Origin of the sequence: Bradyrhizobium zhengyangense (assembly GCF_022012435.1) — a bacterium.
Taxonomy (GTDB): Bacteria; Pseudomonadota; Alphaproteobacteria; order Rhizobiales; family Xanthobacteraceae; genus Bradyrhizobium; species Bradyrhizobium zhengyangense.
Genome location: NZ_JAKLUA010000003.1, coordinates 132,846 through 144,880 on the forward strand (window position 1 = coordinate 132,846; position 12,035 = coordinate 144,880).

Genomic DNA, 12,035 nt, shown 5'->3' on the forward strand with positions numbered 1-12,035 from the left:
AGGACATCAAGCCTGTAGCGTTGGACGCGACAAGGCGATAGTGAAAACGCAAATGCCCGGCCTCGTGCCGGGCATAAGCGTCCTCAGAGCCTTTTGATCGATGACCCCGCGCACCGCCACACTGATCGGATTGACCGCGATCCTGATGTGGTCGCTGCTGTCAGTGATGACGGTCGCGACCGGCAAGATTCCGGCGTTCCAGCTCGCCGCCATGACGTTTGCGATCGGCGGTCTCGTCGGGCTCCTCACCTGGATCGGCCGCGGTGACGCCGCGAACAGCCTGCGTCAGCCACTGGTCGTGTGGGTCGTCGGCGTTGGCGGCTTGTTCGGCTACCACGCGCTCTATTTCCTCGCGCTGCGCTTTGCGCCGCCCGCCGAAGCCGGCCTTCTGAACTACATGTGGCCGCTGCTGATCGTGCTGTTCTCGTCCTTCCTGCCTGGCGAGCGGTTGGCCGTGCATCACATCATTGGTGCTGTCCTAGGTCTCGTCGGCACAGTGCTGCTGTTCGCCGGCAATACGCCAGGCTTCGCGCCGGGTGCGGTGCCGGGATTGATCGCGGCCTTCATCGCCGCCTTCGTCTGGGCGACCTATTCGGTGCTGTCGCGGCGATTGAAGGCAGTGCCGACCGATGCGGTCGCCGGCTTCTGCCTCGCCACATCGCTGCTCGCCGCGCTGATGCATGGTCTGCTCGAGACCACGGTATGGCCGGAGACCATTTTGCAATGGCTCGCCGTGATCGCGCTCGGCATCGGTCCCGTCGGTGCGGCCTTCTATGCGTGGGACATCGGCATGAAGCGCGGTGACATCCGCGTGCTTGGCGCCGCTTCCTACGCGACGCCGCTGCTCTCGACCGGCTTCCTCATCGCCGCCGGCTTTGCCAAGGCCAGCGCCAACATTGCGATTGCCGCGATCCTGATCGCCGGCGGCGGCTTGATTGCGGCGAAGGACATGGTGTGGAGGAAGCGATGATTCGCTTGATCGCCGTTTTACCGATCCTGATCTCCGTGCTCGCTGCTCCGGGCGCGACGGCGCAAGTCAGTGCGACGCCCGAGACGTTCACGGGTATTCATCGGAGCGAGCGCGGGAATAGCCGACCCGAGACGGTTACGATCACCGATGGAAAATCCTTCATCCAATTGACAGTCGAAGAATATCGAATCGGTGGTTATCGACCGGCCTACGAAAAGCTTCCGACGAGGATTATTCGTCGACTGCCTGTCCGGGCTCCCGCGCCAGCCGATCTGGATTGATGAGCGCGCATCAAGGCGCCGGCTGCCAGCCCGGCGGTCGATACATCGCTTCCGGAATCTGTCCGAGTTCGGAGCGCTGCAAGCGCTCTGGTGTCAGGCCATAAAATTCCTGGAAGCTAAGGATCAGCGGCCGCCATTTGTCGGGATCGATGCGGTTGCTGGTTCCGCTCATCATGATTCCGGGATGCGCATGCACGCGGGTGATGCGGACCTCGATTGCTGCGAGATTGCCGCGCCAGACCGCGTCATCCTGTGCCATGTCGTGTAGATGGGCGACCTTGGCCTCCATCTGCACTGGACATTCAACCGCGCGCGGCGCGCTGACCGTTTCGCCCTGTAGCGCCGTCAAGCCGCTGAGGCCGAACTTGTCCTTCTCGTGCCTGTAGCCGCGATAGAGTTTTCCGAGCGGGACTGGATCCGAGCCCGTAGTGCGGGCGAGGCGGTCGACCGTCGCGACGAGGTCGGCCGACGGCAGATTGAGCACGCATTCGCCGGTGCGAATCATGTTCTCGGTGGTCTTGGAATTGCGGGCGAGTCCGAGCATGCAGCGCCACCCCACCCACCACGCCGAGGACATCGGTGCGAGATTGTGTGAGCCGTCCTCATTGGTCGACCCGATCAGGACGACGGGTGTTCCGAAATAGAGAATGGCCGGGTCGATCTGAACCGTCGGGGGATCGAATGTACCGTGCATCTTGCGCTCCTGCTTATTGATAGCGCCGTCCTACGATGCGCGATGGACCGAACCCACCCGATTCCAGATTGCGGCGCTACGGCTCCCAGCCCTTCGGCGCGAGCTCGAACTTTGCGAACTCGAACGCCGGCGCCACTGTGCAGCCGACCAGCGTCCACTCACCGGTGGTCTTCGCCATTTGCCAGGCGTCCGCCGGCACGATCGCCTGCGGCCGCTCGCCGCCCACAAGATCGGTGCCGAGCCGCACCTCGTGTTGGGAGCAGCCCTCATGGGCGATGCGCAGTATCAAGGGGCTACCGGCGTAGTAGTGCCAGGTCTCGACCGCATCGATCCGGTGCCAGTGCGAGCGCTCGCCGCGCGCAAGCAGGAAGTAGATCAGGGTCGAGCGCGAGCGGCCATTAACGTCGGTGGTCTGGTCGCGAAAGGTCTCGCGGTAATGGCCGCCCTCGGGATGCGGGCGGAGTTCGAGGCGCGCGATGATCTCGGCTGCGGTCGGCATCGATCCCCGTCAGGAGTTAGTCTTCAGGACTTTGCTTTAGGATTTGTTCTTCAGGACTTGTTCTTGCGCTCGCGCAGCTCGCCGAACACTGCGGCGGCATCCGCGCCCTTCATGTGTAGCCTGGCTGCGACCGCCGGTTCATCGGCGCGCAGGAACACGTTTGCTCGCTTCTCATCACCAAGCAGTGAGGGAATCGTCGGCTTGTTCTCTGCCCGCAGCCTCGCAACCTCCGCCGCTCGTGCCTGAAGCGCCGCATTGTCGGGCTCGACCGTGAGCGCGAACTTGACGTTGGATGCCGTGTATTCGTGGCCGCAATAGAGCTTGAAGTCGTCGGGCAGGGCGCGCAGCTTCAACAGCGAGTCCCACATCATCGGATAGTTGCCTTCGAACACGCGGCCGCAGCCGATCGAGAACAGCGTGTCGGCGGCGAACAGCGTCTTTTCGGTGTCGAACACGTAAGAGATGTGGTCGAGCGTATGGCCGGGCGTCTCCAGCACGCGCGCGAGCAGCGTGCCGACCTTGACCACGTCGCCATTGGCAACGCGCAAATCGACGTCCGCAATTTTCGTCGTCTTGTCATACGGCGCGACGACGCGGCAATCGTATTTCTGCTTGAGCTCGGCAACGCCGCCGACGTGATCGCCGTGATGGTGGGTGATCAGGATGTCGGTGAGCTGCCAGCCCTCCCGCTCCAGCGCCCTGATGATGGGGCCAGCTTCGGGGGCGTCGATCGACGCGGTTGCCTTGGTTTCCACATCGTGGATCAGATAACCGAAATTGTCGTTTAAACAGGTGAAAGTACGAATTTCGGCGGCCATGACATCTCCATCGCGCTCAGCCCCGCCAGACAAATATGGCGTTAACGTTGCGCAGGCAATGCAATATTGGGCGCGCGACCGCGCCCCGGCGCATGTTACATTGCCGTCATGACCATCGACGTTGTCGACCTTCGCGAATTTTATTCCCGCCGCCTCGGCATCGTGGCGCGGCAGATGATCAATCGCGGCATCAGGGAACGCTGGCCGGGCGCCGGAGGCCAGCGCGTGCTCGGCATCGGCTACCCGACACCCTATCTCGGGCTGTTCCGCGAGGACGCGGAGCGTTGCATCGCCTTCATGCCGGCAGCCCAGGGCGTGCTCAAATGGCCGACCGGGCGGCCCGCGCTGGCCGCGCTGGTCGACGAGTTCTCGCTGCCGCTTCCCGATGCCGCGGTGGACCGCATCCTGCTGGTCCATGCGTTGGAGATGTCGGACGATCCGGCCGCGCTGTTGCGCGAGGTCTGGCGCGTGCTGTCGCCCTCGGGGCGGGTCATTGCGGTGATTCCGAACCGGCGTGGCGTGTGGACGCGCAGCGACAACACGCCGTTCGGCCATGGCCGTCCCTATTCGCGCTCGCAGATCACGGACCTGTTGCGGCAGGCCTGGTTCACGCCGACCGGCTGGGGCGAGGCGCTGTTCATGCCGCCCTATGCGGGCCGCTGGGTGCTGAAATCGGCGCAGATGTGGGAGCGTGCCGGCGCAGCACTGTCGCTGCCCTTCGCAGGCGTCCACATCGTCGAGGCGACCAAGCAGGTCTATCGCGCGATCCCGGCCAAGCGCGAACGGGCGCGGTTGATTCCCTCCCTTGCAAAGCCGGTGCTGGTGCCGTCCTCGACCACGGTGACGCGGGGCTGAAAACAAATCGTCCCGGCGAGGCCGGGACGATTGCAATCCATCAAGATCGGAAGTGTGACCTACTCGCCCGGGGCGAGATCGTCGCTGGTCGCGGCAGGAGCTGCCTCGCGCTCAGGACGCGGGCCGTTATGCGGCCGGCGACGTCGCCGCGGATAGCGCTCGCCACCGCCGCCATTGCCACCTTCGAAGCCGCCCGGAGCGGCGTTCGCCTGCGGCTGCGCGCCGGTGATGAAGGACGGCAGGCGATCGACGCTGCCAGCATCGCCGACGACAGGCTGCGGCTGGTTCGGCGGTTGCGGCTGCTGATGATATTGCGGCTGCGGACGATGGTCGCGTTCGCGATGCTCGCGCGGCTGCTGCTGATCGCGCTGATAGGGCTGCTGCTGGTTGTCGCGGTTGTCGCGCTGCTGGTAGTCACGCTGGTGGTCGCGCTGGCCGTCGCGGTCGCGCGTGAATGGCTGCTGCTGCGGCGGCTGCGGAACGAAACCCGGCTCCTGGCCGAAGGCCGAAAAATTCTCGCCGTCGTCCTCGCCGTCGTCGCTGCTGGTGCTGACGGGTTCGTCGCCGCGCGGCTGCTGGTTCTGGCGGAACTGTTCCTGGGCCGCCGCGATCAGGCGGAAATAGTGCTCGGCATGCTGGTAGTAGTTTTCGGCGGCAACCGGATCGCCCGAGGAGCGCGCGTCACGTGCAAGCTGAAGATATTTTTCGGCGATGTGGGAGGCGGTGCCGCGGATCTTGATGTCGGGGCCGTTCGATTCGTAGACCCGGGTCATCGGGTTCTGGCCGCGTCGGTTGTTGTTATTGTTGTTGTTGTTGTTGCGGTTGCGCATCCGCTGCTTGTTCTGACCGTTTCTCATGTCCTGCCTTTAATTCCAGCCCTAAAGGTTGCACGCATTACTGATTGCTAGGAGTGACCTGATGACAGCGGTTCACAGGCCTCGCGCGCACCGCGCGCAAGGGCGGCTTGAACCCTGCCAATGTTCGTCGACCGTCGCGCTCAACAAAGACGCGTTCCCCACCCGCCAGCATTGATTGCCAGCGAACCCATTCATATCGCCTGCCGAAACAAGCCCAGCTTTGTTGCGTAAGTCTTCAAGCGCAATATCAGGCTTTCGTTCACGTTGCGGTCGGAGAGCAGCGCAGCTCCAATGGCCATCGCGCTCAACAGGACCTGCGGCTTGGAACCTATAATCAGTAAAGCTCTCGCCCGAGAGCCCGGCTTTCGCCCGTAGGTCTACGGGGCCGGCACCGATGTGTTGATCGGAACGTAGTCGTTCCCACGGGATATTCCAAGAGGTTTTTTCGAGCCCAATCCGGCTTTTATGGGGGCATTTTTCGGGCCGAGACGGCCCGGGGAATGCCCGCCAGGTCAGCCTTAGGGGGCCTGTCGATCAATAACGCGGCGGCTGCCATCAAGGTTTCAATATTCCCGGCTTGGCCCTGTCCGGCCTCGACGATCAGCGCCCCGCCGGGGGTGAGTAGGCCGGCTGCCTGGGGAATCAAGGCCCGGTAGGCATCGTATCCGTCATTGCCGCCATCGAGCGCCAGATGCGGATCGTGCTCGCGAACCTCGATGCTCAATTTCGGAATCTCCCCTGCGGGAATGTAGGGCGGGTTCGACACGATCAGATCGAACGGGCCGCGAAGGGCCGCCGCGTAGGAGCAGGCGACGAAGTCGGCGCGGTCGGCAAGGCCAAGGGCGGCGGCATTGCCCCTGGCGGTATGAAGCGCGGTCAGGCTGAGATCGGTGCCGACACCAAAAGCCTCGGGAAGCTCGTGCAGCAGCGCAAGCAGGATCGCGCCCGATCCGGTGCCGATATCGGCGATAACAGGCGGATGAGAGAGACCGAACTCGCGAAAATGCTCGAGTGCACGCTCGACCACCGTCTCGGTATCAGGGCGAGGGACCAGGGTTGCTTCCGATAAGCGAAACGGCAGGCCCCAGAATTCCCTGGCGCCGAGAATGCGGGCGATCGGTTCATGTGCGAGCCTCCGCTGCGCGTACCCTTCGAGCCGCGTCGCCTCCTCTGGCGTGAGCGGTCTCGTCGCCTGCGTGATCAGGCCCGTCAAATCGAGTCCCAGCGCGGCACCGACCAGCAGGCGCGCATCGAGGGACGGCTCCTCGATGCCGGCCGATTGCAGCAGCGCCGACAGCGTGCGTCGCGCGCTCTCGATGCTCTGTCCGGGATCAAAGCCTGTCGCCAAGGGAACCATCCTGCCTGGCATCGTGGATAGATCGGCTGCCTTGCTTGCGTCAACGGAAAGGAGCGCGTTTGATCGCACCGCGCAGCGAAGGAGGACATCCATGACGGCCTATGACGATCAGAATGTCTTCGCAAAGATCCTGCGCGGCGAGATTCCCTGCTTCGAGGTGTTCAGGGACGAGCGCAGCTTCGCCTTCCTGGACGTCATGCCGCGCTCGCCAGGGCATACGCTGGTGATTCCACGGGCGCCGGCGCGAGGTATTCTCGACATTGCCGATGACGATCTCGCCGCGGTCGCCCGGACCGCCAAGCGGATCGCGGTCGCGGCCATGAAGGCGTTCGATGCGGAAGGGATTATCCTCCAGCAGTTCAGCGAGCCGGCCAGCGGGCAGGTGGTGTTTCACCTGCATATGCATGTCATGCCGGTCCGGGCCGGCGTCGAGCTGCTGCCGGCGCAGACGCGCAAGGAAGACATGGCCGTGCTCGCCGGTCACGCCAAGCGGATGATCGCGGCGCTTGGTCGCTGATCTTCGCGATTAAACGCCGAGATAACGCTGGAGCAGCTCCGGCTGGGCCTTGAGCTCCTGCGCCGGCCCCTCATGCACGATATGGCCGTTGTTGATGATGTAGATCCTGCTCGCCAGTGCCAGCGTCGCCGCCAGGTTCTGCTCGACCAGCACGATGGTCTGACCGGCGGCCGCGAGCTCGCGGCAGGCCTTGACGAGATCGTGGACGATCACGGGGGCGAGGCCCTCGAACGGCTCGTCCAGCAGCACGATCTTGGGATCGCGCACCAGCGCACGCGCGATCGCCAGCATCTGCTGTTCGCCGCCGGAAAGCTCGGTGCCGCGGTTGCTGCGTCGCTCCTTCAGCCGCGGGAACATCTCGTAGATGCGGCCGAGCGGCCAGCGTTTTGGCGCGGTGATGCCCGCAAGGAGGATGTTCTCCTCCACCGACAGGCTGCCGAAGATGCGGCGCTCCTCGTGCACCAGCTGCATGCCGGCTTGCGCGATCTTGTGGCTCCGGCGGCCGGCGATATCGATGCCATCGAACTTCACGCTGCCGCTGCGTGGGGCCACCACGCCCATTAGGCTCTTCAGCGTTGTGCTCTTGCCGGCGCCGTTACGGCCGAGCAGCGCCACGACCTCGTGACGTTCGACATGCATGGCGATGTCGAACAGAATGTGCGAGTCCCCGTAATAGCTGTTCAGGCCAACGACCTCGATCAGGCTCATGCGGCGATCTCTCCGTGCACGCCGCCGAGATAGGCTTCCTGCACCGCGGCGTTGGTCTTGATTTCCTCGGGCGTGCCGGAGACCAGCACGCGGCCCTCCTGCAGCACGGTCACGCGCTCGACCAGCTCGAACAGCGAATCCATGTCGTGATCGATGATGATCATGGTGCGGCCGCGCGCGATCGATTTGAGCAGCCTGACGGTCTCGATTCGCTCGCGCGGGCTCATGCCCGCGAGTGGCTCGTCGAGCAGCAAGAGGCGCGGTGACGTCGCGAGCGCGAGCCCGATCTCCAGCCTGCGCTTCTCGCCATAGGCGAGCGCGGATACGGGCGTGTCGGCGCGGCGGGTCAGGTTGACCAGCGCGAGGGTGTGCTCCACCTGCTCCGTGAGACCCTTGACGCCGGCGAGCGTGCGGAACAGGTCGAGCCGGAATTTTCCGCGCAGCTCGGCGAGGGCTGCGATCGTCAGGTTCTGCCGCACGGTCAGGCCCGTGAAGAGCTGGTTGACCTGGTAGCTCTTGGTAAGCCCGAGCTGGCAGACGTCCGTGACCTTCAGTCCCGTGATATCGCGGCCCTCGAACACGATCTGCCCCGACGTCGGTGCGATCTCGCAGGTCAGCATCTTGAAGAAGGTTGATTTGCCCGCGCCGTTGGGGCCGATGATGCCGCGCAGCTCGCCTTGGTTCACGCTGAAATCGATATCGCTGTTGGCAACGAGTCCGCCATAGCGCTTGGTGAGACCGGTGGCTTTCAGGATCGGGCCGGAATAGGCGGGGTGTGCCACCTCCTTGGCCTGCATCGGCGCGGGCGGAGCTTGCAGTGGCGGCTCGACCTCAGCTTCCTCCGTCTCCGAGGCCTTCCGGGCTCGCTTGCCCGAGACGAGGCCGTAGAGATCGATGAGGCCGCCCACGATCCCGCCACGCAGGAAGCAAACCAGCAGCACGAACACGACGCCGAGCACCAGTTTCCAGGCTGCTCCCAGACCCAGCGCGGACTGAAGGAAATCCTGAAGGAACAGCCAGACGGTGGCGCCGACCAACGGGCCGAACAACGTGCCCCGGCCGCCGATGGCGGTCTGCATCACAAGCTGGCCGGAGGTGTCAAAGGTGAAAGCGTCGGGGGGCATGAAGGCCTGGAGCACGCCGAGCAGGCCGCCGGCAAAGCCCGCATAGGCCGCGGCGATCACGAAGGCCGTCAGCTTGTAGCTATGGATGTTGTGGCCGACCGCGGTGGCGCGCAGCGGATTGTCCCTGATGGCGCTGAAGATGGCCCCGACCGGCGAGCGCACGATCCTGAGCGCAATGATGACGCCGATGAAGTAGCACAGCGCGATGAACTGATAGAGCGACCAGCCATTGGTGAAATGGATGGTGGTGAAGCCGAGATTGAAGCTCGGCGTCGGCACGCCCGGCAGGCCGTTCTCGCCGCCGGTGAAGTCGGAGAGCGGATTGAACTCGACGAAGAAGAACACTTCCGCGATCGCCACCGTGATCATGGCGAAGTAGATGCCGGTGCGGCGCAGCGCGATCAGGCCGATCAGATAGCCGGTCGCCGCCGCCGCGATCATGCCAAAGACCAGCGCGCCCAGCACATTGCTGAAGCCGGCGCGGGTCAGCAGATAGGCGGCGACGAAGCCACCGGTGCCGTAAAAGGCGGACTGGCCGAACGACAACAGGCCGGTGAAGCCGAACAGGATGTCGAAGCCGAGGCCGAACAGGCCCCAGACCAGGATCCGGTTCACCGTGTTCGGCGCGAAGCCGAGATGAGGCAGCACGAAGGGAGCCACGATCAGGCCGACGGCCGTCAGTGTCTCGATCAGGAGCGGGCGTTGCTTGAGCATCAGCGGATCACTTATTCGCGGCCCTGCACGCCGAGCAGGCCATGCGGTCGCACCACAAGCACGAGCGTCATCGCCGCAAACAGCATCACATAGGCGTAGCCGGGGTTGAACATGGAGGTGACGCTGATGATCTCGCCGGCGATCAGGCCGCCGAGAATCGCGCCGGGGAACGAGCCGACGCCGCCGATCACCACCACCACGAAGGTCTGGACCAGGATGTCGTCACCGATGCCCGGGGTCAGCGACACCACCGGCGCATTGACGATGCCGGCAAAGCCGGCGGCCATGGCGCCGATGCCGAACACGATCATGAAGACGCGGTAGACGTTGATGCCGAGCGAATCGACCATCACCGAATCCTCGATGCCGGCGCGCACGATCATGCCGAGCCGGGTGCGGTAGAGCACGATGAACAGCGCGCCGAGCGCGATCGCGACGATGCCGACCACGGCGAGGCGGTAGGTCGGATAGAACATGAAGCCGAGATTGGTGATGCCCTGGAACAACGCCGGCGGCGGCACGATCTGCGACTGGCTCGAAAAGACCAGGCGCACGAGCTCGACGAAACAGATGCCGAGCCCGAAGGTCACCAGCAACTGATCTTCATGCGGGCGGTGATAGAAGTGCCTGATAATGGCGCGCTCCATCAAGACGCCGAGCAGCATCACGAACAGCGAGCCGGCGATGACGGCGAGGATGAACGATTCCGTGTACTGGTAGGTGACGAAGCCGGCATAGCCGCCGATCATGAACATCGCGCCATGCGCAAGGTTGAGCACGCCGAGCGTGCCGTAGATGATGGTCAGGCCGGAGCTGATCAGCGCGAGCAAGGCGCCGAGCGCCAGTCCGTTGAAAAGCTGCGAAACGAGATTGGGCCAACTGATCATGCAATAATCGCTGTCGTGACGCGGCGCTGCGCCAAAAAAGGCGACGCCGCAGGTCCAGAGGTCGGCCTACGGCGTCACAGGGGTTGGCTCGGGATCAGGTGTAGTCGCCGAGATGGCAGCCGAAGGCATCCGGCTTCTGCATCAGGCCTTCACCCGGGACGATCTCGACGACGTCGTACCAGTCTTCCTTGTTCTTCATGTCCTTCTGCTGCTTGCCCTTGACGATGATGACAGGGCGGACGCACTGATGATCCTCCGGGCGGTAATGCACATCGCCGACCAGCGAGGGGATGGTCTCGCCCTTCTCATAGGCCTTGATCACGTCGGGCGGGTTGAAGCTGCCGGCTTCCTCACACATGCGGGCCCAGTGGGCGAAGCTGACATAGGCGTTCTCGGCGCCCCATTCCGGCTTGTAGCCGTACTTCTTCTCGAAGGCCTCGTTGAACATCTTGGCGAGCGGGAACTTGTCTTCGATCGTCCACCAATAATCGGTCGCGGCGTAGACGCCCTGCATCAGGCCGCCGGTCTCGCGCGCGATGAACGGCACCTGGTAAGGGACGACCAGCTTCATCTTGTCGAGCACGCCGAACTGCTTGGCCTGCTGGGTCGACAGCACCGCGTCGTGGCCCCAGTTGACGTTGATGAGCACATCGGCGCCGGAATTCGCGACGTTCAGCAGATAGGACGAATAGTCGGGCGCGCCGAGCGGGGCGACCTGGTTGGTGACGGTGGTCCAGCCGGCGGTCGCGAGGAAGTCCTGCATCGACTTGGTGACGGTGTGGCCGTAGGTGTAGTCAGGCGTGAGATACGCGGCCTTCTTGCCCTTGCCGAACTCCCGCACCATCACCGGGCCGATAGCCGCCGCAGCGGTCTGGCCGAAGAAGTTCTGGCGGACGCCGTAGCGCACGCAGTCCTTGCCGGTGGTGTCGTTCGAGCCGGAGATGCCGCAGACGAACAGCACGTGCTCGCGCTGGGCGAGCTTGTTCAGCGCGACCGCAACGGCGCTCGAGGTGCCGCCCGTGATCATGATCGCCTTGTTCTCGCTGATGAAGCGCTGCTGCGCCTGCACCGCTTCGTTGGGCTTCGCCGCCGAATCCGCGACGCCGAATTTCAGCTCCTTGCCGAGCACGCCCTTGCTGGTCTTGGGTGAAATCTTCTTGATCAGCTCGTGGCCTTCGTTGATGTGATCGATCGCGAGCTGATAGCCCTTGAGCTCGTCCTCGCCCTGCACGGCGTAGGTTCCGGTGCGCGGCACCGATATGCCGATGAAGGCGGTGGAACCCGACACGCCCGCGGGATAGGAGCCGATCGCCGGCTTGTCCTCGGCGAATGCCGGCATTGCCGGCAGCATCGAGCCGCCGATGAGGCCTGCGGTGGTCTGGAGCAGGCCACGGCGCGAAAGGCCGCGGCGGATGAGATCGTCAGTCATGGTGGTTCCTCCGAACATCGTTCTTGTTTGCAGGCAAAACACGACCTGTCCGGCGGCGACCGACCTCATCGGCCTGCCGTGCCGGGCACGTCACATCCGCGTGTAGTTCTTGGACGCAAGCATTGCTTATGAAGGCCTTCTGTCAATTTCGCCTTTGGTCGAACGACGAAAATTATGTCGTGAATACATATCGGATAACGATATATATTAGTCTTTGTGAGTACGGCTATGGCGGGTTCGGCGAGAGACATGGTGCGGCAGACGACAGTGGCGGGTAGCCGGAAGCAACAATCCTGGCCGCAGGAAACGGAGCGGCAGGAGGCCG

The 12,035-nt window shown here is 63.9% G+C and carries 13 protein-coding genes; 4 read left to right on the forward strand and 9 right to left on the reverse strand.

Annotated features, from left to right (window positions below; genetic code table 11):
- Positions 1–100 precede the first annotated feature (100 nt).
- Both yddG and L6637_RS12095 read left to right on the forward strand, forming a co-directional pair.
- Complete coding sequence (yddG, locus tag L6637_RS12090) at positions 101–970, forward strand: aromatic amino acid exporter YddG (RefSeq protein ID WP_237870776.1); 870 nt, start codon at positions 101–103, stop codon at positions 968–970.
- Entirely contained in the window at positions 967–1,251 is a 285-nt protein-coding gene (locus tag L6637_RS12095) for a hypothetical protein (RefSeq protein WP_237864221.1), read from the forward strand. The genes yddG and L6637_RS12095 overlap by 4 nt, the downstream gene beginning before the upstream one ends.
- A 10-nt stretch (positions 1,252–1,261) precedes the next feature.
- Here the strand turns inward: L6637_RS12095 and L6637_RS12100 are convergent, their stop codons facing one another.
- The 3 genes from L6637_RS12100 to gloB form a co-directional block, all read right to left on the reverse strand.
- Complete coding sequence (locus tag L6637_RS12100; protein WP_237864220.1) at positions 1,262–1,945, reverse strand: flavin reductase family protein; 684 nt, start codon at positions 1,943–1,945, stop codon at positions 1,262–1,264.
- A 76-nt stretch (positions 1,946–2,021) separates the two neighbouring features.
- Positions 2,022–2,444, reverse strand: coding sequence for a cupin domain-containing protein (locus tag L6637_RS12105; RefSeq protein WP_237864219.1), 423 nt, complete (start codon positions 2,442–2,444; stop codon positions 2,022–2,024).
- 50 nt (positions 2,445–2,494) lie between these two features.
- The gene (gene gloB / locus L6637_RS12110) at positions 2,495–3,262 is read right to left on the reverse strand and encodes a hydroxyacylglutathione hydrolase (protein WP_237864218.1); all 768 of its coding nucleotides are present in this window, start codon (positions 3,260–3,262) and stop codon (positions 2,495–2,497) included.
- 108 nt (positions 3,263–3,370) lie between these two features.
- Here gloB and L6637_RS12115 point away from each other — a divergent pair, with 108 nt between their 5' ends.
- Positions 3,371–4,117, forward strand: coding sequence for a methyltransferase domain-containing protein (locus tag L6637_RS12115; protein WP_237864217.1), 747 nt, complete (start codon positions 3,371–3,373; stop codon positions 4,115–4,117).
- 59 nt (positions 4,118–4,176) lie between these two features.
- Here the strand turns inward: L6637_RS12115 and L6637_RS12120 are convergent, their stop codons facing one another.
- Both L6637_RS12120 and prmC read right to left on the reverse strand, forming a co-directional pair.
- Positions 4,177–4,974, reverse strand: a complete 798-nt coding sequence (locus L6637_RS12120; protein WP_237864216.1) for a DUF4167 domain-containing protein — start codon at positions 4,972–4,974, stop codon at positions 4,177–4,179.
- 463 nt (positions 4,975–5,437) lie between these two features.
- Positions 5,438–6,331, reverse strand: coding sequence for a peptide chain release factor N(5)-glutamine methyltransferase (gene prmC, locus L6637_RS12125; protein WP_237864371.1), 894 nt, complete (start codon positions 6,329–6,331; stop codon positions 5,438–5,440).
- A 91-nt stretch (positions 6,332–6,422) separates the two neighbouring features.
- Here prmC and L6637_RS12130 point away from each other — a divergent pair, with 91 nt between their 5' ends.
- Entirely contained in the window at positions 6,423–6,848 is a 426-nt protein-coding gene (locus L6637_RS12130) for an HIT family protein (RefSeq protein WP_237864215.1), read from the forward strand.
- 9 nt (positions 6,849–6,857) lie between these two features.
- On the opposite strand, the gene L6637_RS12135 is transcribed toward L6637_RS12130, so the two are convergent.
- The 4 genes from L6637_RS12135 to L6637_RS12150 form a co-directional block, all read right to left on the reverse strand.
- The gene (locus L6637_RS12135) at positions 6,858–7,556 is read right to left on the reverse strand and encodes an ABC transporter ATP-binding protein (protein WP_237864214.1); all 699 of its coding nucleotides are present in this window, start codon (positions 7,554–7,556) and stop codon (positions 6,858–6,860) included.
- Positions 7,553–9,394, reverse strand: coding sequence for a branched-chain amino acid ABC transporter ATP-binding protein/permease (locus tag L6637_RS12140; protein ID WP_237864213.1), 1,842 nt, complete (start codon positions 9,392–9,394; stop codon positions 7,553–7,555). Before L6637_RS12140 ends, L6637_RS12135 begins: the two co-directional genes overlap by 4 nt.
- An 11-nt stretch (positions 9,395–9,405) precedes the next feature.
- Entirely contained in the window at positions 9,406–10,281 is an 876-nt protein-coding gene (locus L6637_RS12145; protein ID WP_237864212.1) for a branched-chain amino acid ABC transporter permease, read from the reverse strand.
- A gap of 94 nt (positions 10,282–10,375) precedes the next feature.
- Positions 10,376–11,710 (reverse strand): substrate-binding protein, encoded by a 1,335-nt coding sequence (locus L6637_RS12150; RefSeq protein WP_237864211.1) that lies wholly within the window; start codon positions 11,708–11,710, stop codon positions 10,376–10,378.
- Positions 11,711–12,035: the final 325 nt, after the last annotated feature.

Excerpts from the sequence above, each read along its gene's own strand:
- yddG (WP_237870776.1), top strand. The coding sequence starts at position 101 with ATGACCCCGCGCACCGCCACACTGATCGGATTGACCGCGATCCTGATG.
- L6637_RS12095 (WP_237864221.1), top strand. The coding sequence starts at position 967 with ATGATTCGCTTGATCGCCGTTTTACCGATCCTGATCTCCGTGCTCGCT.
- L6637_RS12100 (WP_237864220.1), bottom strand. The coding sequence starts at position 1,945 with ATGCACGGTACATTCGATCCCCCGACGGTTCAGATCGACCCGGCCATT.
- L6637_RS12105 (WP_237864219.1), bottom strand. The coding sequence starts at position 2,444 with ATGCCGACCGCAGCCGAGATCATCGCGCGCCTCGAACTCCGCCCGCAT.
- gloB (WP_237864218.1), bottom strand. The coding sequence starts at position 3,262 with ATGGCCGCCGAAATTCGTACTTTCACCTGTTTAAACGACAATTTCGGT.
- L6637_RS12115 (WP_237864217.1), top strand. The coding sequence starts at position 3,371 with ATGACCATCGACGTTGTCGACCTTCGCGAATTTTATTCCCGCCGCCTC.
- L6637_RS12120 (WP_237864216.1), bottom strand. The coding sequence starts at position 4,974 with ATGAGAAACGGTCAGAACAAGCAGCGGATGCGCAACCGCAACAACAAC.
- prmC (WP_237864371.1), bottom strand. The coding sequence starts at position 6,331 with ATGGTTCCCTTGGCGACAGGCTTTGATCCCGGACAGAGCATCGAGAGC.
- L6637_RS12130 (WP_237864215.1), top strand. The coding sequence starts at position 6,423 with ATGACGGCCTATGACGATCAGAATGTCTTCGCAAAGATCCTGCGCGGC.
- L6637_RS12135 (WP_237864214.1), bottom strand. The coding sequence starts at position 7,556 with ATGAGCCTGATCGAGGTCGTTGGCCTGAACAGCTATTACGGGGACTCG.
- L6637_RS12140 (WP_237864213.1), bottom strand. The coding sequence starts at position 9,394 with ATGCTCAAGCAACGCCCGCTCCTGATCGAGACACTGACGGCCGTCGGC.
- L6637_RS12145 (WP_237864212.1), bottom strand. The coding sequence starts at position 10,281 with ATGATCAGTTGGCCCAATCTCGTTTCGCAGCTTTTCAACGGACTGGCG.
- L6637_RS12150 (WP_237864211.1), bottom strand. The coding sequence starts at position 11,710 with ATGACTGACGATCTCATCCGCCGCGGCCTTTCGCGCCGTGGCCTGCTC.